Consider the following 23,704-nt stretch of genomic DNA (forward strand, 5'->3'; position numbering starts at 1 on the left):
CGACGGACACCCTTGCTGTTCAGCTAACGGTTCCCGCTATCAGGGTCCGTAGGGGACTCTCACCCCCAAGTCATCCCGCCAACCACCACGGTTGACCGGATAGCGCCTGAGCGGCGCTTCGCGCCATGCCTGGCGCACCACGAAAAAGGGCGGCCAAGCCGCCCTTTTAGTATCACCTGAAGGTGTACGACCTAGCCTTCGAACGGGTTGCGCAGCACGATGGTTTCAATACGATCGGGACCGGTAGAAATGATATCGATGCTAGTGCCTACCTGCTCTTCGAGGAAGCTGATGTATGCACGGGCATTAGCCGGTAAGTCTTCCACCTTCTTAGCGCCCAGCGTGGACTCTTTCCAGCCTGGCAGATCGTGATAGACCGGCTCTACCGCTTCGTAGCCCTCTGAATCCACCGGGTTATCCAGCACGTCGCCATCTTTGCTGCGGTAGCCGACACACACGCGGATATTTTCCAAGCCATCCAGTACGTCCAGCTTGGTCAGGCAGATACCCGATACCGAGTTGATCTGTACCGCGTGACGCAAGGCAACGGCATCAAACCAGCCACAGCGACGCGGGCGGCCCGTAGTAGCACCAAACTCATGGCCACGCTCAGCTAGGTGACGGCCGTGATCGTCAAACAGCTCGGTGGGGAACGGGCCGGAGCCGACACGAGTGGTATAGGCTTTGGTAATACCCAGCACGTAGTCCAGGTAGAGCGGACCGACACCAGAACCAGTCGCCGTACCACCCGCGGTGGTGTTCGAACTGGTCACATAGGGGTAGGTACCGTGGTCGATATCCAGCAGCGAGCCTTGAGCACCTTCAAACAGGATATTCTCACCGGCTTTACGCAGGTCATGAACCATACTGACCGTATCGCTGACCATCGGACGCAGCTCCTCGGCCATTTGCATGGCGCTATCCAGCACTTCCTGGAAGTCTACCGCCGGCTCACCGTGGTAATTCACCAGTACAAAGTTGTGGTAGTCGAGCACTTCACCGAGTTTGGAGGCAAACCGCTCGCGATGAAGCATATCGCCCAAACGCAGGCCGCGACGAGCCACTTTGTCTTCGTACGCCGGGCCAATACCACGACCAGTAGTACCGATTTTGGCAACACCGCGGGCTTTCTCACGCGCTTGGTCTAGGCGCACATGGTAAGGCAGAATCAGCGGGCACGCCGGAGAAAGACGCAGGCGCTCACGCACGGGCACGCCCTTCGCTTCCAACTCGCGGATCTCTTTGATCAGCGCTTCCGGCGAGAGCACAACACCGTTGCCAATCACGCAGGTTTTACCAGGGCGCAGCACGCCTGAAGGAATCAGGTGAAGAACGGTTTTCTCACCGTCGATGACCAGCGTGTGGCCTGCGTTATGGCCGCCTTGGAAGCGCACCACAGCAGAGGCGGATTCGGTGAGCAGGTCAACGATCTTGCCTTTGCCTTCATCACCCCATTGGGTACCCAGGACTACGACATTCTTACCCATTATGCACTCGTCTCTTGTGTCAGGGTCGTTGTCTGCCAACGACCATCGATAAACTCAAGACGGCGGTCACAGCTGTGCTCCGCCGGCCCAGTACGCTGCCCAGGCAGCGCTTGAATTACGCGTTCACCCTGCTCACGCAGCGCCACAATGGCAGCGTTAAGCGACTCTTCTTCTTGGGCAGGAGCCCAAATTGCACCCCGGCTGGGTGAAGCCAGTGCCAGCGATGCCAGTTGTTTCAGGTCCATCGAGAAACCGGTGGCAGGCCGTGCACGGCCAAACGCGCGCCCGGTATCATCATAGCGCCCGCCTTTGGCCAGCGCATGGCCATAACCCGGCACGTAAGCCGCGAACATCATACCGGTGTGGTATTGATAGCCGCGCAGCTCTGCCAGATCAAAATAGAGCGAGACATCAAAGCGCGCCAGAACGCCTTTATAAAGCGCTTCTAGCTGGTCGAGGGCTGCAGTTACAGGCGCAGGCGCACCTGCAAAGCGCTCGCGGGCCTGGGCCAACACACTGGCATCGCCATGTAACTCACCCAAGGCCATCAGCATATCGGCCAGCACAGGATCGCTCACACTGTCGTTCACTTGCTCTGCTAGCTGACCCGGTGATTTTAACGCCAAGGCCTCAAATAGCGCACGCTCTTGCTCATCGCTGAGTGCAGCGGCCTCTACAAGGCTACGGTAAATACCAATGTGGCCCAACGCCAGGTGAATTTCATCAGCGCCCGCCGCATGCAGACTTGCTAATGCTAAGTGGATAATTTCACTATCAGCCTCTAAGCCTGCATGACCAAACAGCTCCACACCAACCTGTACGGGGCTTCGGCCGCCCTGATGCTGGTCGGCCTTTGCGCGCAGCACATTGGTGCAGTAACACAGACGCACCGGGCCTTGGCGTTTTAGGGAGTGAGCGTCCATACGCGCAACTTGAGGCGTCACATCGGCAGATGCGCCCATCATGCGGCCCGTCAGTTGGTCGGTAAGCTTGAACGTTTGAAGGTCGAGGTCTGTGCCGGTACCTGTCAGCAAGGAGTCCAAAAACTCCACCGGCGGCGGCATTACTTGGTCGTAGCCCCAGCAATGGTAAAGATCAAGCAGCGCACGGCGCAGCTCTTCCATGCGGCTTGCCTGAGGCGGCAGCACCTCATCCATGCCGTCGGGCAATAGCCAGCGGTCAGCGATGGTCATGTGAACAATCCTGCGAGACGATGAAGGCCCCTTCTGACGACACCACCAACAGCCTCACAAGGCGCTGCGTGGAAACGTTCACGAAACGAGGGCCACAAAAAAACCGGGCGACGCCCGGTAGATAAAGTCTATCACGTTTATGCGCTAGATGAACCCCGCCAAGCACACCGCTTGACGGGGTTCCGCGCCATTACTCAGCGCTATTAGGCACTGCGCTACGCAGATAGCGGAAGAAGTCGCTATCCGGCTCAAGCACCAGCAGGTTGCCATCGCCAGAGAAGCTTTCACGATAGGCGTTTAGACTGCGCCAGAAAGCGAAAAACTCCTGATCCTGGCCGTAAGCCTGGGAGAAGATCGCAGCTGCCTCGGCGTCACCTTCACCACGCAGGGTTTCGGCGCGCTCGTTAGCTTGAGCAAGCAGAACCTGACGGCGGCGATCGGCGTTAGCACGAATACGCTCAGCTTCTTCTTGACCCTGGGCGCGCCACTCACGGGCTTCACGCTCCCGCTCTGAACGCATACGCTCGAACACAGCGGCAGAGACATCTTCCGGCAGGTCGATACGCTTGATACGGATATCGCGAATCGCCACGCCGAGCTCTTCACGCATCAGCTCGTCAAGCTCTGCTGTCGGGCCTGTCATTAGGTCATCACGGCGCTCGGCAATGATTTCCTGAAGGTTCAAGCGACCAAACTCGTTACGCAGACTCTCATCGACCCGTGGCTGAATCAGGCGAATCGCCATCATCTCATCACCTGCGGTCGCCTCGTAGTAGCGAGTGGGGTTAATCACTTGCCACTTTACGTAGGAGTCTACGATTACCGCTTTCTGCTCAAGGGTCAGGTAACGGCTGGTATCGGTATCCAGTGTCAGCAAACGCGTGTCAAATTTACGAATTGTCTGAGCAATCGGAATTTTGGCATGCAGGCCCGGCTGAATATTCTCTTCGATGACTTCACCAAAACGCAGCTTCACCGCACGCTCGGTTTCATCCACTACGTATAGGCTGTTACTTGCTAGCCACGCCACGGCGGCCAAGCCACCTACGATAAGCAGGGATCGATTATTAATCATTTAGCGGCCCTCCCTGCGGATAGGGTTATTACTAGACGACGATGAGGAGCTGCTTTGGCTGCCCCGCAGCGACTCCAGCACGCGCGGATCAATCGCATCGCTGCTGCTATCGCCACTGCTATCAGTCGTTGAACTGCTGTCACTACCACTGTTACCGCGCATCTGGTCTAGCGGCAGGTACATCAGCGGAGCATTTTCGCTCACATCCAACAGCACCTTGGGCGTGCTACCAAACACTTCTTCAATTGCATCCAGATACATACGTTCACGCATGACCTCTGGCGCATTACGGTACTCAGTTAACAGCGCATTAAAACGGTTGGCTTGACCTTGCGCTTCAGCGACTACCGACTCCCGGTAACCCTGGCCCTGCTCTACAACACGCTGAGCTTGGCCTTGTGCAGCTGGGATGATCGCGTTGGCATAAGCCATACCTTCGTTGATGGTCCGCTGGCGATCTTCGCGAGCACGAATAACGTCATCAAAGGCATCAATAACCGGTGCAGGTGCAGATGTTGATTCAATGTTGATGGTTTGCAGACGAATACCGGCACCATAGGCATCTAAGTATGCTTGCAGACGGCTCGCCACCGAGCTACCCAAAATCTCACGACCAGAGGTCAGGATATCAATCATATCCGTACCACCGACCACATGACGCAGTGCAGAGTCCAGCGCATTCTCAATAGAGAGAGCGGGATTACGTACGTTAAGTACAAAGTCACGCGGGTTGGCGACTTGGTACTGCGCAGAGATTTCCACTTCAACGATGTTCTCGTCGCGAGTCAGCATGGACTGGGTCTGAGAGACGGAACGAACGCGTGTTACGTTTACCATGCGCACATCATCAATCAGCGGTGGATTCCACTGCAGGCCTGGCTCAACAATGCCTTGGTACTCACCAAAGCGCAGTACAACCCCACGCTCAGACTGGTCAACCAAGTAAAAGCCTGAGGCAGCCCAAATGGCAAGCGCAACAATAATCAAGAGGCCCGGCAACGCAAAGGAATTGCGAGGTTTACCGCCCCCGCTTTTACCATTACCGCCCCCGCCACTTTGCTTACTGCCGCCGCCAAGCATGCCGTTCAGCTTGTCTTGGAATTTTTTCAGCGCTTCGTCAAGATCGGGTGGCCCTTGATTGTTGCCACCTTTATTGCCGTTATTACCACCACCATTGCTCCCACCGCGATCGCCGCCGCTGTTACCACGTCGACCACCACCACTCCAGGGGTCGTGCTGGTTGCCACCACCGGGCTCATTCCAGGCCATACTTCGTCTCCACTAAGGTGTTCACCTGCACATTGCCTTGTGCTTATGCAAGGCCGGGTGCTTTTGATATTGTTGCTATATCAATCGTGTACCACAACTCCACAGTCAATGACTGTGGAGTAGGTACTTGATGGGCTACCATTCGTCAGATTCGCGTAATGCTTCTGGTAAATAGGTATTGGCACGCTCACCCAGTTGAGCCATCAACTGGTTAAAGTCGCGCCTGGGCAAGCGCACATCCAACACGGAGCGCCCTTGCTCATCAAAACTCTCTTCGCGTACGGCGTTAAGCTCATGCAAGCCAGCGCGTAACTTACCCTGCTCTGGTGACAGTGTAAGCGAAAAACCAATCACGTCATTGGCAAGGCGCTCGGTCAAAGCTTCATGCAATAGATCAAGCCCTTGGCCCTGCTGAGCAGACAGCCAAACTACCTCTGGCACGCCATGGCCGTCGCGCTCAATGCGCGGGGCGCTGTCTAGCTTGTCGATTTTATTCATGACTTTGAGCACCGGCACGCTGTCAGCACCGATCTCTTTGAGCACATTATCGACTTGCTCAACGTTTAGCTCTCGATCTGGGTCAGCTGCATCGATGACATGCACCAGCAAAGTTGCCTCGGCCGCTTCTTGCAGCGTCGCCTGAAAGGCCTCCACCAGCTTATGCGGCAAATGGCGAATAAAACCAACCGTATCCGCCATAACAACGGGCCCAACGTCTTCGATTTCAAGCCGGCGGAGCGTTGGATCCAGGGTAGCAAACAGTTGATCAGCCGCATAAACCTCAGCGCTGGTCAACGCGTTAAACAGCGTCGACTTACCCGCGTTGGTATAACCCACCAGCGAAACACTGTGGATCTCCGCCCGAGCCCGAGCACGCCGATTCTGCTCGCGCTGGCTGCGTACTTTATCGAGCCGTTTATGAATAGATTTAATGCGGCCGCGCAGCAGCCGTCGGTCAGTCTCTAGCTGGGTTTCGCCAGGACCGCGCAGGCCAATGCCGCCTTTTTGGCGCTCAAGGTGTGTCCAGCCGCGAATCAGGCGTGTGGACATATACTCAAGCTGGGCAAGCTCTACTTGCAGCTTACCTTCATGTGTTCGTGCCCGCTGCGCAAAAATATCGAGAATCAGACCGGTGCGATCCAAGACACGACACTTGAGTTCCTTCTCAAGGTTACGCTGCTGGGAAGGGCTTAAACTGTGGTTGAAGATCACCAGTTCCGCTTGATGAGCTGCGAGCATTGCCCGCAGCTCATCCAACTTACCTGACCCAATAAACGTACGGGAATCAGGGCGCTGTCGGCTGGCTGTGAGCAATGTCGCGGGCTCTGCGCCAGCAGAGCGCACGAGCTCCAAGAACTCACCCGGGTCTTCACGCGCCTGCTCATCATAGAAATCTACGTGAACAAGAACTGCCGTTTCACCGGCTTCTGGGCGTTCAAAAAACAATCAATACCTCGTGGACTCTCTTGCTATCCAGCAGTGTTAGAGTTCAGCATCAGATGCTGAAGGGTCTTGTGCCGGCAAACGCACATTGCGTGAAGGCACTACCGTGGAAATAGCGTGTTTATAAACCATCTGACTGACGGTATTGCGCAACAAGATGACAAACTGGTCAAACGATTCAATCTGGCCCTGCAGCTTAATGCCGTTTACCAGGAAAATAGAGACCGGAATGCGCTCCTTGCGCAAGATGTTCAGGTACGGGTCTTGAAGGGACTGCCCTTTGGACATGTTGCTCTCCCTAAAACTGTCGTTGGGGTTGGTTATCAAATGGCGTGCCCTACTGGTGCTACGCCGCAATCTTGTTGCCCGAAAGGCCCGGTGTGTCAAAAGCGCTCGCCGGCCACTCGAAATCACTATCTTACGCTAAGCACCGCTGTCACGCACGAATTTCAGAAGCTTATCCAATGCGTCTGGCTGCTGCGAGTCTATCCAGTTAAGTGACGGCCAGCTACGCAACCAAGTGAGCTGACGCTTCGCTAGCTGCCGAGTGGCAATGACCCCTCGTGACACCAGCTCGCCCTGATCGTAAGCGCCGTCTAAATATTCCCATACTTGACGGTAGCCAACACTCTTCATCGATGGCAAGCCAAGATGAATATCATTACGCTTTCTGAGGGCGGCCACCTCATCTATCAAGCCCTCACCCAACATTGTTTCAAAACGTTGGGCAATACGTTGATGAAGTATCTTACGATCATTAGGCGCTAGCGCTATCGACAACACCCGCCACGGAAAGGTTTCAGGCTGCTGTTCGGCCCACAGTTCACTCATGGGTCGACCGCTGGCGTAAAACACTTCCAAAGCCCGCATTAACCGCTGGGGGTCATTAGGATGAATACGCGCCGCCGAAGTCGGGTCCACTTCAGCGAGTGCGCGATGCAAGCCCGCTAAGCCTTCGGCTTGTCGCTTCACTTCAAGCTGTTCACGAATAGCGGCATCCGCAGAAGGCAGGTTCGCGACACCTTCCACTAAGCGTTTAAAGTAAAGCATTGTGCCGCCTACCAGCAGCGGCACTTTCCCAGCCGCGCTGATTTGCCGCATCTCTTGCAGGGCGTCTTCACGAAAATCTGCCGCGGAGTAAGGGTCGGCAGGGTCGCGAATATCAATAAGCCGATGGGGTGCCCGCGCAAGCTCCTCAGCGCGGGGCTTAGCGCTGCCCACATCCATTCCCCGGTAGACCATGGCGGAATCCACGCTGATGAGCTCGTGACCTAACTGCTCGTGGAGCGCTATTGCCGCGTCGGTTTTTCCAGCGGCAGTAGGCCCCATCAAAAATATCGCCCAGGGGCGTGTATCAGCCATCTGTTTACCGCACTCCGTTTATTGTCTTCATCATTACTGGCCACGTAAAAAAAGTCGGTCGAGCGCTTGCATGCTCATTTGCGTCCAAGTAGGGCGACCGTGATTGCACTGATCGCTGCGCTCGGTGCGTTCCATATCGCGCAACAGGGCATTCATTTCATCGAGCGTTAAACGACGATTGGCACGCACGCTGCCATGGCACGCCATGGTAGACAGCAACTCATGAATACGCGCTTCTACCTGATGCGTACGGCCAAATCGAGCTAGCTCTTCGAGCATTTCACGCACCAGCGCTTCAGGGTCGGCCTGAGCCAGCAGAGCGGGCAGTTGGCGCACCAGCAGCGTCTCGGGGCCTGCCACATCCAACTCAACGCCTAGCTGAGCAATAGCGTCACGTTCGCTCTCTGCAGTAGCCACTTCGCTGCGACTCGCCGCCAGCGATACGGGCACTAACAGCGGCTGCGTATCGATCCCTTTAGCCGCCGCCAGTTGGTTTTTCATGCGTTCATATACGATCCGCTCATGAGCCGCATGCATATCGACCAACACCAACCCCTGGGCGTTTTGAGCCAGGATATACACGCCGTGCAGCTGGCCTAGTGCAAAACCTAACGGTGGTGCGGCGGTGGCATCATGCGCGGGCATAGCCAGCGGCGCTTCGCGCACTTCGTTAGCAGCTGGGCGCTGGCCGGGCGGGCTTGGTTGAGGCGTTAACAGCGTCTCTTCGTGATCAGGATGGAGCGCCTGGTACCCTTGCATAAACCGGCGCACGCGCTCGGCGCCGGGGTGCCGATCCGACCCTTCCGATAGCGGCATGCCCTGCTGCTGCCAACGTGGCGCGGGCGGCTCTTCCGTTGTGGCCGCTTCAGGGCCAACAGGCACCGGATGATCTTCTGGCGAGGACTGCTCCTCTTCGGAAGGCTTTGAAGCCGCCAGACAGTGGTGCAAGCTTGAATAGAGAAAGTCATGGACCATCCGGCCATCACGAAAGCGCACTTCATGCTTGGTGGGATGGACGTTAACGTCGACCACATCCGGGTCCAGCTCAAGATAGAGTACAAAAACCGGATGACGACCGTTATACAGCACGTCTCGGTAGGCCTGGCGCACCGCATGCGCCACTAAGCGGTCACGCACGACCCGGCCATTGACGAAGAAGTACTGCTGGTCAGCCTGGGAGCGGGAGTGGGTCGGCAGCCCCACCCAGCCGCTTAACCTAAGGCCACCCGCTTCGCGTTCAATATAACGCGCATGCTCAATAAAATTTTTACCCAGCAGGGAGGCAATACGGCGCTCGCGCGCAGTGGGCGTATTGCCCGGCGGCAGCTGGTGCACCACTTTTTGATTGTGCCTCAGTACCCAGGCAATGTCGTAGCGCGACAGCGCTTGACGACGAAACGCCTCTTCCACGTGGGCAAACTCGGTCTTTTCAGTGCGCAAGAACTTGCGCCGCGCTGGCGTATTAAAAAACAGATCGCGCACAGAAACACTGGTGCCTCGGGGGTGCGGCGCGGGCGTTACCCTGGCCTCCATGCCACGGCCCTCCGCCACTACCCGCCACCCCTGGCGGGGGTCTTCGTCAGCATTAGAGACTAGCTCTAGGCGCGAGACGGAGCTGATAGATGCTAGTGCCTCGCCGCGGAAACCCAGCGAACTAACGCCTTCTAGATCCTCCAGGCTGCTGATTTTGCTGGTGGCATGACGGGCCAGCGCCAGGGGCAAGTCCTGCTCGCCAATACCGATGCCATCGTCGCGCACTTTAATCAGCCGGGCACCGCCCTGCTCGATCTCTACTTCAATACGCTGACTGCCCGCATCAATGGCGTTCTCAATCAGCTCTTTTGTCACTGACGAGGGGCGCTCGACCACCTCCCCCGCCGCGATTTGGTTCGCTAAGCGGGGGTCGAGCACATGAATACGGCCAGACAGCGAGTTTAATTCAGTCAACCAACACCTCAGAAGCTAATCATCAAAACGATTTCTTAAGCACCCGTTTCTAGCCCAGACGCTTAAACAACGGCTTAAGAACTGGGGATACGCAGCACTTGGCCCACGCGGATCACATCGCCATTCAGGTCGTTCGCTTGCTTTAGCTGGTTCACCGGTACGCCGTGGCGAATCGCAATCGCCGATAGCGTATCGCCGGACTGAATGCGGTACTCGTTTCCGGTAGGGCTACGCTGATTATCGCGCTGCCACGCCAGCAGGCTCGCTGGGGGCGGGTTACGCTGAAAATGATCGCGCAAGCCACTGAAAATGGCCGTTGCTAGCCCCTGCTGATGCACCGGGTCGCGCAGGCGGCGCTCTTCATCTGGGTTTGAGATAAAGCCCACTTCAATCAGTAGCGAAGGAATATCCGGCGATTTCAGCACCATGAAGCCCGCCTGCTCTACCCGCGATTTATGCAACCGGTTCACGCGCCCAAGTTGCTCAAGCACCTGCCCGCCAATCGAGAGCGAGTCGTTGAGCGTAGCCGTCATGGTGAGATCCAGCAGCACCCCGCGCAATACTTGGTCTTTATCACGCAGCGACAAACTGCCATCGACGCCACCAATCAAGTCGGAGCGGTTCTCGCTATCCGCCAGCCACTGAGCCGTTTCTGACGTTGCCCCCCGCTGTGAAAGCGCATAAACCGAGCTACCCTGGGGCCTTGGACTGGTAAACGCATCGGCATGTACCGATACAAAGAAGTCAGCTTTCTGCTCGCGGGCAAGCTGAGTACGCTGGCGTAACCCCAAATAATAGTCGCCGTCACGAATCAACACAGCCTTGAAGCCTTGGGTTCGATTCACCTCAGCAGCCAGCCGTCGGGCGATATCCAACACCACATCCTTTTCACGAGTACCCGATGGGCCAATCGCACCGGGGTCTTCGCCGCCGTGCCCCGCATCAACAGCAATAATTATGTCACGCTGTGGGTGAGGCTGAGCGGGCTGAACCTCGACGGGAGGCTGCGCGGGCGTAGGTGTAGAAACGTCAGCTTCCACACCGGACAACTGGGCCTGAGCCGAGCGCTGCGCCAGCATCTCCTGGTCACGAATCATCGCCTCAATAGGGTCGATAGGGTTCTCCACAGCGCTTTCGCCAGGGTACTCCAAATCCACCACGAGACGGTGGCCATACTGATCATTAGGCGGTAGCGTAAAGTGGCGCGGCTCAATATCACGATTCAACTCAAGCACGACCCGCAGGCCACCACCATCCCGCACGCCGGTTCGCACTTCCGCAATCGCACTGCCATCTAGCGGCAGTGTTGATACGTCGGTATTCAGCTGGCTCTCATCAAGATCAATGACTAGGCGCGACGGGTTTTCTAATGAAAACACATTGGCCTCTGCGGCAGCGGTAAGATCAAACACCAAACGAGCATGATCGGGTGCTGCCCAGAGTCGCATGCTCTCAACGGTGGCCGCCTGTAGAGTGGCGGTACCTACCAATAAAACCGCGCAGCCAGTTGCTAACTGACCTATTAAACGAGCCAGTGGGTTTTTCATATCCATTGAAGCACACCACACTCCTGTTGCATCCCGACACACTGACGCGCCAGTTGCTCTATGACATCTTCGCCAAGAGAACTACCGGCGTTTAATAGCGCGACGCGTCCAGTTTCAGCAACGCTCAGTTGAATACGCAGATCTGGGGCGGGCAACCAGCCCTCCCCTCGGCTCGGCCACTCAATCAGACATAGCGCATCGTCGGCCAGCACATCGCGTCCACCGATGAACTCCAGCTCTTCCGGGTCTGCTAGGCGATACAAATCAAGGTGATAAATACGTTGATTGCCAAGCTCATAAGGCTCTACCAAGGTGTAGGTGGGGCTTTTCACCGCCCCTTGATAACCGTAGGCCCGCAAAATGCCGCGCGTTAAGGTCGTTTTACCTGCCCCTAAGTCGCCTTCTAAATAAACACGCCCGTGACCTTTTAGCGCTTGACCCAGCGCTTCGCCAAAAGCGACGTGGGCCACTTCATCGTTCAATTGCACCTGCATGTTGGCCGCCTTCACGGGTTAATTAACACTCGTGCATAGGATGCCAGATCACTTGCTAACAGGCCACGCTCGCCCGCTGCTTTAGCGGCTTCATCCCCCGCTAAAGCGTGTGCCATCACGCCCAGCCATGCGCTCTGCTCCAGGCTATTAAACTGCCCCACCAAAGCGCCTAACATACCGCTTAATATATCTCCCATCCCGCCACTCGCCATGCCTGGATTCCCGTAAGGGCAAACCACCAATCCGCTCGGCCCGGCAATCAGGCTGCCTGCTCCTTTCAATATCACTATACCGCCACGAGCGCGTTGCAATGCACGGGCAGCCTCAGGCCGGTCGGCTTGGACATCAGACACAGAGCACCCCAGCAGCCTTGCTGCCTCACCAGGATGAGGCGTGAGTATCCAGTTATCCCGGCGGAGGTCTGGCCAGCGGCTTGCCAACAAGTTGAGCGCATCGGCATCCACTACCAGCGGTGAAGAAGCCTTAAGCGCGCTTTGCAACATCGCCTGCCCCCAGGACTCTTGCCCAAGCCCTGGCCCTATCACCACCACATCCGCTGAGGCAGGCAAATCTGCCGCATCAGCACCACCACGCACCGCCCGCACCATGACTTCTGGGCAGCGCACTAGGCTTGCGGTGATATGTTCGTGTGCCGTGGCCAACGTTACCTTACCGGCACCCAAGCGTGCAGCCGCCTGGGAAGCCAGCAGCGCTGCGCCACCAAAGCCCGGCGCACCGCCCATCACCAGCACATGCCCCAAGCTGCCCTTATGGCTAGTACGAGAACGTGGAGTGAAAGCCTCGCCTAGCAGCGCATCATCCAGCCGCCAAGCGGTAGGTGGAATATCAAAAAATGCCTGGGCTTTGACGCCCAGCGGGCGAAAATCGATATCGCCGGTATACGCCGGGGCATCACCGGTATGCAGACCAATTTTGTCGCCAATAAAGGTTACCGTGCAGGTGGCTTCCACTGCTGTGCCTAACATCGCGCCAGTATCGGCTGAAATGCCCGACGGGATATCCAGCGCCAGCACTGGCTGAGATGCCGTATTCATCGCTTTAATGGCCTGCTTAATGCTGCCTTCGACCTCGCCGGAAAGCCCGGTACCCAGCAACGCATCGACAATGACCTCACCGGCAAGCGTAGTGTGCGGGTGCCACTCTTCAAACCCTACCCCGGCGGCCGTTGCCAGCTCCGCGGCACGGGCAACGTCGCCAGAAAGCGCGTCTCGCGGCTTGAGGGAAAGGCGCTGCACCTTAAGCCCCGACTGCATGGCCAGCGCCGCCAATACATGCCCATCGCCGCCGTTATTACCGCCGCCGCAAAGCACCGTGACACTGCGCGCCTGAGGCCAGCGGGAACGAAAGCTGTGCCAAGCGCTAGAGGCGGCTCGCTGCATTAGGGCAAAGCTCTCTATACCGCCTGCAATGGTGCGCTGATCCAGCTCGCGCACTTGAGACGCCTTATAAAGGGGGCGTAGCGAAGAGGTACTCAACGTAGACACGATTGCTCCTTAAATAGGGTACTAAATCAACGCTTAAACACAGCCAGTGTCAGCTTAGGCACGCACGGCATGTTGTGGCAGAGGCTAATGCGTTAGCATAGCGCGCTTAACGCACCACCGTTGACTGACCATGCCAAGTTCCACGACTTTTTCACTGTCTCGCAACCAGCCGTCGCGTGAACACCCGACTCACGAACGGCTATCCGCAGAACAGCTTCGCCAGCTTGCCGCACTGATTAGACAGTGGGGGCGCGAGCTGGGCTTTCAGCAGGTGGGTATCACTGACACTGATCTAAACGACCACGAAACGCACCTCACCAACTGGCTGGATAAAGGCTACCACGGCGAGATGGGCTTTATGGCGAAGCACGGCACCAAACGCACGCGACCTGACGAACTGGAACCCGGCACCCGCCGGGTCATCAGCGTGCGCATGGACTACCTGCCCGCCGAAGTAGAGAGTGCCAAAGTGCTTGGCCAACCCAACCGTGCCTATGTCTCCCGCTACGCGCTGGGCCGTGATTATCATAAATTAATGCGCAAACGCTTGGCGCAGTTAGCAAAGCACATCGAGCAAGAAGTAGGAAAATTTGGTTTTCGCGCCTTCGTCGACTCCGCCCCGGTGATGGAGCGTGCGCTCGCCCAAAAAGCAGGCTTAGGGTGGTTCGGTAAAAACGCCATGTTGCTGAATCCCAAAGCGGGCTCGCTGTTCTTTCTTGGGGAGCTGTATACCGACCTACCGCTGCCTGTCGATGCTCCTTTTGCGCAAGAGCATTGCGGCAGCTGTAGCGCTTGCCGCACCGCTTGTCCCACAGGGGCCATCGTGGACGATAAGGTCGTCGATTCGCGCAAGTGCATCTCTTATCTCACCATTGAGCTGCACGGCGCGATTCCCGTGGAGTACCGTCGCGCCATGGGCAATCGCGTGTATGGCTGCGACGACTGTCAGCTCGTTTGCCCGTTCACACGCTTCACAAAATTCACCCAAGAAGAGGACTTCTCCCCACGCCACGACCTTGACCGCGCATCGCTTATTGCGCTGTTTAGCTGGGGCGAAGAGGAATTTTTGGACAAAACCGCAGGCAGCCCCATTCGCCGCATTGGCTATGAGCGCTGGCTACGTAATCTTGCCGTCGGGTTAGGCAATGCTCCGTGGAGTGATGCCGTCGAGGCAGCGCTGTGGGCACGTCGTGCCTATCCCAGCGCGCTAGTACGCGAACACGTTGCCTGGGCACTCGACGAGCAGCGCCATAAGCGAGATGCGCGTATCGCGACACGCGCATGAGGGCTACTCCTCTTCGTCGCCACCACCTTCAATACGCAAAAACGTGCTGCGGTAATGGGCAAGCTCCGCAATCGACTCCTTGATATCATCCATCGCCAAGTGGGCATTCTGCTTTTTGAAGCCCGCCAGCGCACCGGGGTTCCAGCGCTTCGCCAACTCTTTGACGGTCGAGACATCCAAGTTGCGATAGTGAAAGAACGCCCACAAGTCGGGCATTTCCCGCTCTAAGAAGCGGCGGTCTTGATGAATACTGTTGCCGCACATCGGCGAGGAGCCCGCCACCACGTACTGGCGTAAAAAGTCGAGAGTTTGGCGCTCGGCTTCTTTAGTTTCGATGGTGCTCGCTTTCACCCGCGCCACCAGCCCAGACTCACCGTGGGTTTTCTGGTTCCAATCGTCCATTCCGGCCAAGAGGCTATCGGGCTGTTTGACGGCGATCACGGGGCCTTCTGCCACGACATTCAACTGAGCATCGGTGATGAGTGTCGCCACCTCGATAATGCGCTCTTTATCCGGCTCCAGGCCGGTCATTTCCAAATCAATCCATACCAACAGGTCGCTACGCGGTGCGCCGCTTTGCTCGCTCATTGCATTCATTCCTTGGCCAGTTTCGCCCTGACATCGGCGAATAAAGTAAAAGTGTCGCTTATATTGCGCTAACCCGCACCCCATACAGGACAGTTGACCGCCCTGGTGGGTACAATGACGTCTATTGTAACGATCATCAGGTGGTCATGAGCAAACGTAAATTAAGCCGCCAGCAGCAGTGGCGAGTCGAGAAGATTCAAGCCGAACGCGCCCAGCGCGCTGAAAAGCGCGATTCCAAGGATGCCGAAAAGCTCTCTGCAGGCGAATACGGCCCAGAGCAGCCGGGTCGAGTGATGGCCCACTTTGGCCGTACGCTGGAAGTGCGTGACGCCGACGGCACACCTATACGCTGCCACCTGCGCGCCAACCTTGATGGCTTGGTGACCGGCGACCGAGTGATCTGGCGGGCAGGCCAGGATGGCTCTGGCGTGGTGGTTGCCCGTGAAGAGCGCGACAGTATTTTGAAACGCCCTGACCCACGCGGCCAGCTTAAGCCGGTAGCCGCTAATATTGATCAGCTGCTGATTGTATTCGCCGTCGAGCCTGCACCCCACCCCAACCTGATTGACCGCTATCTGGTAGCCGCTGAAGCTACCGGCATCGCGCCTGTGCTGGTGCTGAATAAAACCGATTTACTGCCAGACGATGGCGGCGAACTCGGTCAGCTGCTGGAGCGCTATCACCAGCTAGGCTATCCGGTGGTACGCACCACCACGGCCAACCCCGAAGGGCTGGATAAGTTGCGCCAGCAGCTCGCGGGCCGCACCTCGGTATTCGTCGGCCAGAGTGGCGTGGGGAAATCATCGCTCATAGACCTGCTGCTGCCCGACGAAACCCTGCGCATTGGCGCGCTATCGGAAGATTCGCGTAAAGGCACGCACACGACGACCACCGCACGGCTCTACGCTATGCGCAGCGACGAAGTCAGCAATGGCGAACTGATCGACTCGCCCGGCATCCGTGAGTTTGGCCTGATCCATCTGGACGAGCAGGAAGTGACCGACGGCTTCATCGAGTTCCACCCCTATTTGGGCCTTTGCCGGTTCCGTGACTGCCGCCACCGCAACGAGCCGGGCTGCGCTTTACTGGATGCCGTCGAGGCAGGCAAGATTCACCCAGAGCGTTTTGCCAGTTATCGACGGATTCTCGATAGCTTGAATCCGCAGTGACGAACCTACAATGACCAGGGCGACACCGTCGTTAGCCTCGTTGCAGTTGTCTTAATGTTAAGGGAGCCGGATATGAGCACCGCCAGCCACTCATCAGAACACAATCTATTGCCACTCATCGTGGAGCCGGAGCAGTTACAAGAGCACTTACAGGCGCCTGAACTGCTGATTATCGATGTGCCCGCCAATGGCGAAAGCTACCGTCAGGGCCACGTTCCCGGCGCCATTTATCTGGATTTTCGCTACTTGATGCGCGGCGAAGGCCCAGTGCCCAACGACGTGCCGTCGGTGGAGTTTCTCTCCAAGTTATTCAGCGCGCTGGGATTAACCCGCGACACCCATGTAGTGGCTTACGACGACGAAGGCGGCGGCTGGGCAGCTCGCCTGCTCTGGACACTGGAGCTGATCGGCCACACCCGCTACTCCTATCTAAACGGCGGCATTCACGCCTGGCGCGACGCAGGACTGGAAGAGAGCACCGAGCCCACCGCGCCAACGCCAAGCGAATACCACGCTGAGATTCTCAACCCTAGTGCCGCCATTACTTGCGATGAGATCAAAGAGAAGCTCAGCAACAAACAGTTTGCCATTTGGGACGCCCGCTCCAAAGCGGAGTACGACGGCGAACGCGGCAACAACAAACACTTGGGACATATTCCTGGTGCAGTGAACATGGATTGGCTAGACGCCATGGATCGCAGCCGGGCGCTGAGAATCCGCGACTACGCCGAGCTCATGACCGAACTTAATGCCCTAGGGCTCACTCCCGATATGGAAATTGCCACCCACTGCCAAAGCCACCACCGCAGCAGCTTTACTTGGCTTGTAGGTAAAGCGCTAGGCTTTAATATACGCGGCTACGCGGGTTCCTGGGGTGAATGGGGCAACCGCGACGATACACCCATCGAGAAATGAAGATATTACTGTGACCCTTTCCCAAAAAGCCTTTTCACTACTTCAATACCCCTTGCCTCAACACGCGCTGTCGCGCCTGACGGGTAAGTTTGCCCAGTGCGATAACCCCTGGGTGAAAGACACCCTGATTAAAGCGTTTATCAAGCGCTTCAAGGTGGATATGGGCCAGGCGCTGGAGCCAGACCCCACCGCCTACGCCACATTCAACGACTTTTTTACCCGCGCGCTGAAAGCGGATGCTCGCCCACTGGGCGAAGGTCTACTGAGCCCTGCGGATGGCACGCTTTCACAGTTTGGCCGCCTCACCACGGCGGGCAAACTGGTGCAGGCAAAAGGGCATACGTTTTCCGTCCAAACCCTGCTGGGCGGCGACAAAGCGTTAGCTGATGAATTTTTGAACGGCAGCTTCGCGACGGTTTATCTCTCGCCAAGCGACTACCACCGCGTGCATATGCCAGTGACCGGCACGCTGCGGGAAATGATCTACGTGCCGGGGCGACTCTTTTCGGTCAACCAAGCCACCGCCAACTACGTGCCCGGCTTGTTCGCCCGCAATGAGCGTTTGGTGTGCATCTTTGATACCGAGCACGGCCCTATGGCGATGGTGCTGGTCGGCGCCATGATTGTAGCCGCCATTGAAACCGTCTGGTCTGGGCAAGTAACACCGCTGTCGGGCCACCCTCAGCGCATGCGCTTCGGGCAGCCGATTGTGCTGGAGAAAGGTGCTGAGATGGGCCGCTTCAAGCTCGGCTCCACCGTCGTGTTGTGTTTCGCTAAACCCGTGGCGTTTGGCAACCACACGCTAGGGGCAACAGTGCAAATGGGGCAGAGCCTCGCCACCCCAACGCCCTGAGTCAGGCTGGCCGCGTTGTTAGCAGTTAGCCGTCGAAAACGCCAAGACCTCTTCCAGGCGCGCTTTACCCAGCGCTAATTGGATCAAACGATCCAGCCCCAGCGCCACGCCGGAAGAGGCTGGCAGCCCCTGTTCTAGCGCTGCCAATAGATGAGCATCGACATCTACTTCAGGTAGCCCCAACCGGCGACGCTCGGCATTATCTGCATCGAAACGCTGGCGCTGCTCCTCGGCATCGGTCAACTCATCGTAGCCATTGGCGAGCTCGATACCGTTCAGGTATAGCTCAAAGCGAGAGGCCACCCATTCGCCATCGGCATCCTGATGACGTCGCGCCAGCGCCGCTTGGCTCGCAGGATAGTCAACGACTACGCTAAGCTCCTGTTGCCCCAAGGTTGGCTCGATAACCATTCCCATGAGCAGATCCAGGCAAGTATCGCGCCCCTCCTCGGCTAGCGCTTGGGCCGACATATTGCCCCGCTCTGCTGCTAGCGACCGCAGCGTGACCAGCGACGTGGTGAACGGGTCTACCTCCAAGTGGCGATGAAAGAGTTCGCGATAACGGTAGTACACCACCGGGCCAGGTGACTGGGGCAATACGTGCTCCACCAGCGCCGTTGTCTCCTCTATCAACTGCGCCAGCGTGAAACCAGGGCGGTACCACTCCAGCATGGTGAATTCGATATTGTGCCGAGCCCCCACTTCGCCATCACGAAAGCTTTTTGCCAGCTGAAAAATGGGGCCGCTGTCGGCCGCCAGCAGTCGCTTCATATGAAACTCAGGCGAGGTTTGCAGCCATAGCTTGCGCTGACCTTTATCGGTGCGGGCAAGCGACGATAGCGACACTAGATGCACGTCGGTGCTGCCCCCTTGGCCGAGCACTGGCGTCTCCACCTCCCATATGCCCCGAGCAGCAAAAAAGGCGCGCACCGTCGCGATCAAACGTGCGCGCTCGCGCAAGGTGCCTATCGTTGCCGTTGGCTGCCAGTTCAGTGTCATTCCCTTCTCCCTAACAACATAAAGCCACGCAACAGTATCGCGTGGCTTTATGAACGAAACGCTTAAGCGACTATGTCTGCCGCTTTTATCATCGCGCGGTTAAGCGCGTGATACGTACTCACCAGAACGGGTGTCGATTTTCAGCACTTCACCCTGATTGATGAACAGCGGTACGCGAACCACAGCACCCGAAGATAGCGTAGCAGGCTTAGAACCACCCTGTGCCGTATCGCCTTTTAGGCCTGGGTCAGTCTCTACGACTTCCAGCTCGATGAAATTAGGCGGCGTTACGGAAATGGCCTTATCGTTCCACAAGGTAAGAATGTAAGGTACCTGCTCTTTTAGCCACTTGACGGTATCACCCAGCGCTTTTTTCTCTACCGCATACTGCTCAAACGAGCCGTCGGTCTTCATGAAGTACCACATATCACCGTCGGTATAGAGGTACTCCATTTCCAGATCCATGACGTCAGCGCCTTCTAAAGAGTCGCCAGACTTGAAGGTTTTCTCACCCACACGGCCTGTCATCAGGTTGCGCAGCTTCACGCGGTTGAACGCCTGGCCTTTACCCGGCTTCACCAGCTCGTTCTCAACGATCGAACAGGGGTCGCCGTCGAGCATTACTTTCAAACCTGCCTTGAATTCGTTGGTAGAATAGTTCGCCATAATGCCTCTCAATGGTCTGTTTCAATTGTCTATGTCGTACGTGCGGCGATCTGCCAGCCACTTACGTTACCGTCAGTTGCGTCATTGCGAATAGCAACGCCGCTAAGTGCGCGCATGATAACCCGAAGGAGGGCTTTTTGCAGGAGAACATCATTATCGCTGGTCACCACGCCCATGCCCAGGTTTCGATCTCCTGGCAGCAGCAGCTTTCTCATGCGATTCGTGATCCCGACACGCTCTGCCAACGCCTTGGTTTAGACGCCCAATGGCTGCCCGGAGCGCAGGCCGGACATCGTCTGTTCGATATTTGCGTGCCCGACGCTTACCTTGCCCGCATTAAGCCCAACGACCCTAATGACCCGCTGTTGCGTCAAGTGCTGCCTATAGGCGATGAAACACTGGCCTCACCGGGCTACGTCACAGACCCGTTAGAGGAAGCCGACCACCGCCCCGTCAAAGGGCTGATCCATAAATATGCAAACCGGGTACTTCTGATAGCAAGCCCAGCCTGCGCAATCAACTGCCGCTACTGCTTTCGCCGCCATTTTCCTTATAGCGAGAACTCGCCTTCCCGCGCCCAGTGGCAGGAAGCCCTGGACTACCTACGTGCCGACACTTCGATTCACGAAGCCATCCTATCAGGAGGCGACCCCCTTGCCGCCAGCGACCGGCAGCTGGCGTGGCTGGTTGAACAGCTAGAGAGCATTCCTCACCTAAAACGGCTGCGCATTCACACCCGCTTGCCCGTGGTCATTCCCGACCGTGTGGATGAAGGCCTGCTGAGCTGGTTAGGCAGCACCCGCTTACAAAAAGTCGTCGTGCTGCATATCAACCACGCCAATGAGATCGACCAAGCCGTGGTGGATGCCTGCGCGCGCTTAAAACAGGCAGGCGTCACGCTGCTGAACCAGAGCGTTCTATTACGGGGCATCAACGACAACGTGCCCACCCTCGCGGCCCTCTCGGAACGGCTGTTTGAAGCAGGCGTGCTGCCCTACTACCTGCACGTACTCGACCCAGTTCAGGGCGCCGCGCACTTTGACGTGCCTGACAAAGAGGCGCAAGCGCTCATTCAAGTGCTACTGGAACACCTGCCCGGCTTTCTCATGCCCAGGCTGGTGCGGGAAGTACCGGGCAAGATGAGCAAGACGCCTTTGTGATCCGCGTATAGCGGCCTCTAAGCCCCTGTCGGGGCTTAGAGCTGCGCTATTCCCCGTGAGGTCGCCGCAGCCAGGGGCCGCTCGCTCTCTGCCTTGTTAATCGAATACCGCTTGCTTAGCCTAGGGTTTCCGCCGTCACATTGGCCGCCGCAGGCTGCGTCGAATAGTGGCGGTTGATCGCACTCAGCACACCTTTCATGGAGGCACTGGTGATACTTTCATCGGTGCCTACGCCGAACACGGCTTTGCCATCAATACGCACTTCCACGTACGCGATCGCTTCGGCATCCGCCCCTTGGCCGCGGGAGTGCTCGTGATAGTCAATGATTTCGACCTCTTGGCCGCTCGCCACCAGCGCCTTGATGAACGCGGCCAGCGGGCCGTTGCCTTCACCGGTCAGGGTCTGGCGTTGGCCGCCGTTTTCGACAATGGCCTCTAGCGCGACTTTGGGGCTATCTGGCTCGGAGGAAAGACGGTGATTCACCAGTGCCAGCGGTGACCGCTGCTCTAAATACTCATCGGCAAAGGCTTGGTAGATCATTTGTGAGGTGATCTCTTTACCGGTGCGGTCCGCCACTTCCTGCACCACTTGGCTGAACTCGATGGAGAGCCTGCGGGGCAGCTCGATACCGTGCTCCTGTTCTAACAGGTAAGAGATGCCGCCTTTGCCTGACTGGCTGTTCACGCGGATAACCGCTTCGTAGCTGCGACCTACGTCCAGCGGATCGATGGGTAGGTAGGGAACGTCCCACGGCGCTTCTGGATGGGCGCGACGGTCGGCCATGCCCTTCTTGATGGCGTCCTGATGCGAACCGGAAAACGCCGTGAACACCAGGTCGCCCACGTAAGGATGGCGCGGATGAACCGGCAGCTGGTTGCAGTACTCCACTTCGCGCATGATCGGCGTGATATTGGAAAAATCGAGCTGGGGGTTTACCCCTTGGGTATACATGTTCATCGCCAGCGTGACGATATCTACGTTACCAGTACGCTCGCCGTTGCCAAATAGCGTGCCCTCGACGCGATCCGCCCCCGCCATCAACGTGAGTTCGGCCGCCGCCACGCCGGTGCCGCGGTCGTTGTGCGGATGAACGCTAACGATCAAGGTATCGCGCTTTTTGACATGGCGACAGAACCACTCAATCTGATCAGCGTAGTTGTTGGGCGTAGCGACTTCGACTGTGGCTGGCAGGTTGACGATCATTTTGTTGTCGACGCTGGGGCCAAAAGTGTCCATCACCGCTTCGACGATCTCGACCGCGAACTCCATCTCCGTGGTGGTGAATAGCTCGGGAGAGTACTGGAAGGTCCAGTTCGTTTCCGGGTTGGCCGCCATCAAATCGCGAATCTGCGCGGTGGCATCCACAGCAATTTGGATACACTCGGTTTTATCCACGTTGAACACCACCCGGCGGAACATCGGGTCGGTGGCGTTATAAACGTGCACGATGGCGTTCTTGACGCCTTTCAGCGCTTCGAAGGTGCGTTCAATCAGGTGCGGACGCGCTTGGGTCAGCACTTGAATGGTCACGTCTTCGGGAATCTTGTTTTGCTCGATCAGCGAGCGAACGAAATCAAAATCGGTCTGCGATGCAGAGGGAAAGCCCACTTCGATCTCTTTGAATCCGATCTTCAACAGCATGTCGAACAGGCGCTGTTTGCGCTCTTGATCCATCGGGTCAATCAGCGACTGATTGCCGTCGCGCAGGTCAACGCTACACCAGATGGGCGGTGTTTCGATACGTTGGCTTGGCCACTGGCGGTCAGGCAGATCCACGGCCACGAAAGGGCGATACTTTTTAGAAGGGTCGGACAACATCATAGCGGCGCTCCTGTCGTTAATCTGTTTTAGCGGAATCAGTAGGACTATTGGGGGGAGGCGAAGCTGTATTTCGCTCTGCCAACGCGGCTTCCATACGATCGAGCTGCGCTTTGAGCGAGTGAACGTCGCTACGCAGTGCCTGCAGCTGTGCAGGCTCCCCTTCGCCACTGTCAAAATCGAGCTGGGCACTCTCTTTCTGCATCACGTCCAGCACAATACCAATCATCATATTAAGAAAAATAAACGCAGTAAGGAAAATGAACGTCAGGTAGTAAATCCAGCTCCAGGCATATACCTCCTGGGTGGCGTACATCACGTCCGTCCAGTCTTCAAATGTGGCGATACGAAACAGCGTTAACATGGCAACGGAAATGTTGCCCCACAAAAACTCATCCACGTTGTGGAAGAGAAAACTACCCAGCGCCGCATAGATGTAGAAAATAATAAACATGAGCAGCACCACGTAGCCCATGCGGGGAACCGATTTCACTAGCGCGCCCAGCAGCATCTGCAGCTCTGGAATCATCGACACCAGGCGCAGCACGCGGAAAATGCGTAGTAGCCGCGCCAGCAGCACCATCTCTGAATCGTCCATAGGAATCAGACTGGCGGTGACGATTAAGAAGTCAAAAACGTTCCAGCCCTTCTTAAAAAAGCTGACTAAGTTGCGCTCGGCTGCCATTCTGATCAAAATCTCGACCAGGAAAAATACTGTGACTGCGACATCCAGGTAGAGCAACCACTGCTCAATTCGAGAGGTTTCTTCGTAGGTTTTCGCGCCAATGACCAACGCAGAAATGACGATAATGGAAATCACTACTCCCTCAAAAAGCTTGTTACTACGCAGCTTTTCAAAGCGGGCTTGCCAGGTATTGAAGGGTTCACTCATGGAACAAGAAGTCTCTAAACGGTTAACGTCGACACT

At 57.0% G+C, this 23,704-nt stretch carries 21 protein-coding genes; 5 read left to right on the forward strand and 16 right to left on the reverse strand.

What is annotated here, in order from left to right; all coding sequences use genetic code 11:
- Positions 1-191: 191 nt before the first annotated feature.
- The 11 genes from AC13CN_RS05515 to AC13CN_RS05565 form a co-directional block, all read right to left on the reverse strand.
- Complete coding sequence (locus AC13CN_RS05515) at positions 192-1,487, reverse strand: adenylosuccinate synthase (protein WP_044629100.1); 1,296 nt, start codon at positions 1,485-1,487, stop codon at positions 192-194.
- Positions 1,487-2,680, reverse strand: a complete 1,194-nt coding sequence (locus AC13CN_RS05520) for an ATP phosphoribosyltransferase regulatory subunit (RefSeq protein ID WP_044629099.1) — start codon at positions 2,678-2,680, stop codon at positions 1,487-1,489. Before AC13CN_RS05520 ends, AC13CN_RS05515 begins: the two co-directional genes overlap by 1 nt.
- Before the next feature lie 190 nt (positions 2,681-2,870).
- Positions 2,871-3,755 carry a protease modulator HflC gene (gene hflC, locus AC13CN_RS05525; protein WP_044629098.1) on the reverse strand — a complete coding sequence of 295 codons (885 nt, stop codon included), beginning with the start codon at positions 3,753-3,755 and terminating at the stop codon, positions 2,871-2,873.
- Positions 3,756-5,024: an FtsH protease activity modulator HflK gene (gene hflK, locus AC13CN_RS05530; protein WP_253556888.1), complete on the reverse strand. Its 1,269-nt coding sequence runs from the start codon at positions 5,022-5,024 to the stop codon at positions 3,756-3,758. It abuts the gene before it with no gap.
- A 135-nt stretch (positions 5,025-5,159) separates the two neighbouring features.
- Positions 5,160-6,470: a ribosome rescue GTPase HflX gene (gene hflX / locus AC13CN_RS05535; RefSeq protein WP_062361206.1), complete on the reverse strand. Its 1,311-nt coding sequence runs from the start codon at positions 6,468-6,470 to the stop codon at positions 5,160-5,162.
- A gap of 36 nt (positions 6,471-6,506) precedes the next feature.
- Complete coding sequence (gene hfq / locus AC13CN_RS05540) at positions 6,507-6,755, reverse strand: RNA chaperone Hfq (protein ID WP_044629095.1); 249 nt, start codon at positions 6,753-6,755, stop codon at positions 6,507-6,509.
- A gap of 135 nt (positions 6,756-6,890) precedes the next feature.
- The gene (gene miaA / locus AC13CN_RS05545) at positions 6,891-7,829 is read right to left on the reverse strand and encodes a tRNA (adenosine(37)-N6)-dimethylallyltransferase MiaA (RefSeq protein WP_253556889.1); all 939 of its coding nucleotides are present in this window, start codon (positions 7,827-7,829) and stop codon (positions 6,891-6,893) included.
- A gap of 33 nt (positions 7,830-7,862) precedes the next feature.
- Positions 7,863-9,776, reverse strand: coding sequence for a DNA mismatch repair endonuclease MutL (gene mutL / locus AC13CN_RS05550; RefSeq protein WP_253556891.1), 1,914 nt, complete (start codon positions 9,774-9,776; stop codon positions 7,863-7,865).
- Positions 9,777-9,850: 74 nt separating this feature from the next.
- The gene (locus AC13CN_RS05555; RefSeq protein WP_474354387.1) at positions 9,851-11,329 is read right to left on the reverse strand and encodes an N-acetylmuramoyl-L-alanine amidase; all 1,479 of its coding nucleotides are present in this window, start codon (positions 11,327-11,329) and stop codon (positions 9,851-9,853) included.
- Positions 11,320-11,817: a tRNA (adenosine(37)-N6)-threonylcarbamoyltransferase complex ATPase subunit type 1 TsaE gene (gene tsaE, locus AC13CN_RS05560; RefSeq protein WP_253556892.1), complete on the reverse strand. Its 498-nt coding sequence runs from the start codon at positions 11,815-11,817 to the stop codon at positions 11,320-11,322. The genes AC13CN_RS05555 and tsaE overlap by 10 nt, the downstream gene beginning before the upstream one ends.
- 11 nt (positions 11,818-11,828) lie before the next feature.
- The gene (locus tag AC13CN_RS05565; protein WP_089674838.1) at positions 11,829-13,322 is read right to left on the reverse strand and encodes an NAD(P)H-hydrate dehydratase; all 1,494 of its coding nucleotides are present in this window, start codon (positions 13,320-13,322) and stop codon (positions 11,829-11,831) included.
- Positions 13,323-13,452: 130 nt separating this feature from the next.
- Here AC13CN_RS05565 and queG point away from each other — a divergent pair, with 130 nt between their 5' ends.
- The gene (gene queG / locus AC13CN_RS05570; protein WP_253556893.1) at positions 13,453-14,607 is read left to right on the forward strand and encodes a tRNA epoxyqueuosine(34) reductase QueG; all 1,155 of its coding nucleotides are present in this window, start codon (positions 13,453-13,455) and stop codon (positions 14,605-14,607) included.
- A 3-nt stretch (positions 14,608-14,610) separates the two neighbouring features.
- Here the strand turns inward: queG and orn are convergent, their stop codons facing one another.
- Complete coding sequence (gene orn / locus AC13CN_RS05575) at positions 14,611-15,195, reverse strand: oligoribonuclease (RefSeq protein ID WP_128082392.1); 585 nt, start codon at positions 15,193-15,195, stop codon at positions 14,611-14,613.
- Between the two features lie 146 nt (positions 15,196-15,341).
- Here orn and rsgA point away from each other — a divergent pair, with 146 nt between their 5' ends.
- From rsgA to asd, 3 genes are all read left to right on the forward strand, one after another.
- The gene (gene rsgA, locus AC13CN_RS05580) at positions 15,342-16,364 is read left to right on the forward strand and encodes a small ribosomal subunit biogenesis GTPase RsgA (RefSeq protein WP_058576417.1); all 1,023 of its coding nucleotides are present in this window, start codon (positions 15,342-15,344) and stop codon (positions 16,362-16,364) included.
- A gap of 72 nt (positions 16,365-16,436) precedes the next feature.
- Positions 16,437-17,279, forward strand: coding sequence for a sulfurtransferase (locus tag AC13CN_RS05585; RefSeq protein WP_253556894.1), 843 nt, complete (start codon positions 16,437-16,439; stop codon positions 17,277-17,279).
- Positions 17,280-17,289: 10 nt separating this feature from the next.
- Entirely contained in the window at positions 17,290-18,132 is an 843-nt protein-coding gene (asd, locus tag AC13CN_RS05590) for an archaetidylserine decarboxylase (RefSeq protein ID WP_253556895.1), read from the forward strand.
- Between the two features lie 18 nt (positions 18,133-18,150).
- Here asd and epmA read toward each other — a convergent pair whose 3' ends face one another.
- Both epmA and efp read right to left on the reverse strand, forming a co-directional pair.
- Positions 18,151-19,131 carry an EF-P lysine aminoacylase EpmA gene (gene epmA / locus AC13CN_RS05595; protein ID WP_253556896.1) on the reverse strand — a complete coding sequence of 327 codons (981 nt, stop codon included), beginning with the start codon at positions 19,129-19,131 and terminating at the stop codon, positions 18,151-18,153.
- A gap of 99 nt (positions 19,132-19,230) precedes the next feature.
- Positions 19,231-19,797 (reverse strand): elongation factor P, encoded by a 567-nt coding sequence (gene efp / locus AC13CN_RS05600; RefSeq protein ID WP_054641005.1) that lies wholly within the window; start codon positions 19,795-19,797, stop codon positions 19,231-19,233.
- A gap of 137 nt (positions 19,798-19,934) precedes the next feature.
- Between efp and epmB the strand changes: the two genes are divergently transcribed.
- Positions 19,935-20,957 (forward strand): EF-P beta-lysylation protein EpmB, encoded by a 1,023-nt coding sequence (epmB, locus tag AC13CN_RS05605; protein WP_287836734.1) that lies wholly within the window; start codon positions 19,935-19,937, stop codon positions 20,955-20,957.
- Positions 20,958-21,072: 115 nt separating this feature from the next.
- Here the strand turns inward: epmB and leuA are convergent, their stop codons facing one another.
- Together leuA and AC13CN_RS05615 are read right to left on the reverse strand one after the other, a co-directional pair.
- Positions 21,073-22,779: a 2-isopropylmalate synthase gene (gene leuA, locus AC13CN_RS05610; RefSeq protein ID WP_288102047.1), complete on the reverse strand. Its 1,707-nt coding sequence runs from the start codon at positions 22,777-22,779 to the stop codon at positions 21,073-21,075.
- Positions 22,780-22,795: 16 nt separating this feature from the next.
- Positions 22,796-23,668 carry an ion transporter gene (locus AC13CN_RS05615; RefSeq protein WP_054641007.1) on the reverse strand — a complete coding sequence of 291 codons (873 nt, stop codon included), beginning with the start codon at positions 23,666-23,668 and terminating at the stop codon, positions 22,796-22,798.
- Between the last annotated feature and the right edge of the window lie 36 nt (positions 23,669-23,704).

It is taken from the genome of Vreelandella sp. L-25 (genome assembly GCF_056857535.1).

Bases quoted from the DNA above. Each gene is read 5' to 3' on its own strand.
- AC13CN_RS05515 (WP_044629100.1), bottom strand. From the start codon at position 1,487: ATGGGTAAGAATGTCGTAGTCCTGGGTACCCAATGGGGTGATGAAGGC.
- AC13CN_RS05520 (WP_044629099.1), bottom strand. From the start codon at position 2,680: ATGACCATCGCTGACCGCTGGCTATTGCCCGACGGCATGGATGAGGTG.
- hflC (WP_044629098.1), bottom strand. From the start codon at position 3,755: ATGATTAATAATCGATCCCTGCTTATCGTAGGTGGCTTGGCCGCCGTG.
- hflK (WP_253556888.1), bottom strand. From the start codon at position 5,024: ATGGCCTGGAATGAGCCCGGTGGTGGCAACCAGCACGACCCCTGGAGT.
- hfq (WP_044629095.1), bottom strand. From the start codon at position 6,755: ATGTCCAAAGGGCAGTCCCTTCAAGACCCGTACCTGAACATCTTGCGC.
- miaA (WP_253556889.1), bottom strand. From the start codon at position 7,829: ATGGCTGATACACGCCCCTGGGCGATATTTTTGATGGGGCCTACTGCC.
- AC13CN_RS05555 (WP_474354387.1), bottom strand. From the start codon at position 11,329: ATGGATATGAAAAACCCACTGGCTCGTTTAATAGGTCAGTTAGCAACT.
- tsaE (WP_253556892.1), bottom strand. From the start codon at position 11,817: ATGCAGGTGCAATTGAACGATGAAGTGGCCCACGTCGCTTTTGGCGAA.
- queG (WP_253556893.1), top strand. From the start codon at position 13,453: ATGCCAAGTTCCACGACTTTTTCACTGTCTCGCAACCAGCCGTCGCGT.
- orn (WP_128082392.1), bottom strand. From the start codon at position 15,195: ATGAGCGAGCAAAGCGGCGCACCGCGTAGCGACCTGTTGGTATGGATT.
- rsgA (WP_058576417.1), top strand. From the start codon at position 15,342: ATGAGCAAACGTAAATTAAGCCGCCAGCAGCAGTGGCGAGTCGAGAAG.
- AC13CN_RS05585 (WP_253556894.1), top strand. From the start codon at position 16,437: ATGAGCACCGCCAGCCACTCATCAGAACACAATCTATTGCCACTCATC.
- epmA (WP_253556896.1), bottom strand. From the start codon at position 19,131: ATGACACTGAACTGGCAGCCAACGGCAACGATAGGCACCTTGCGCGAG.
- efp (WP_054641005.1), bottom strand. From the start codon at position 19,797: ATGGCGAACTATTCTACCAACGAATTCAAGGCAGGTTTGAAAGTAATG.
- leuA (WP_288102047.1), bottom strand. From the start codon at position 22,779: ATGATGTTGTCCGACCCTTCTAAAAAGTATCGCCCTTTCGTGGCCGTG.
- AC13CN_RS05615 (WP_054641007.1), bottom strand. From the start codon at position 23,668: ATGAGTGAACCCTTCAATACCTGGCAAGCCCGCTTTGAAAAGCTGCGT.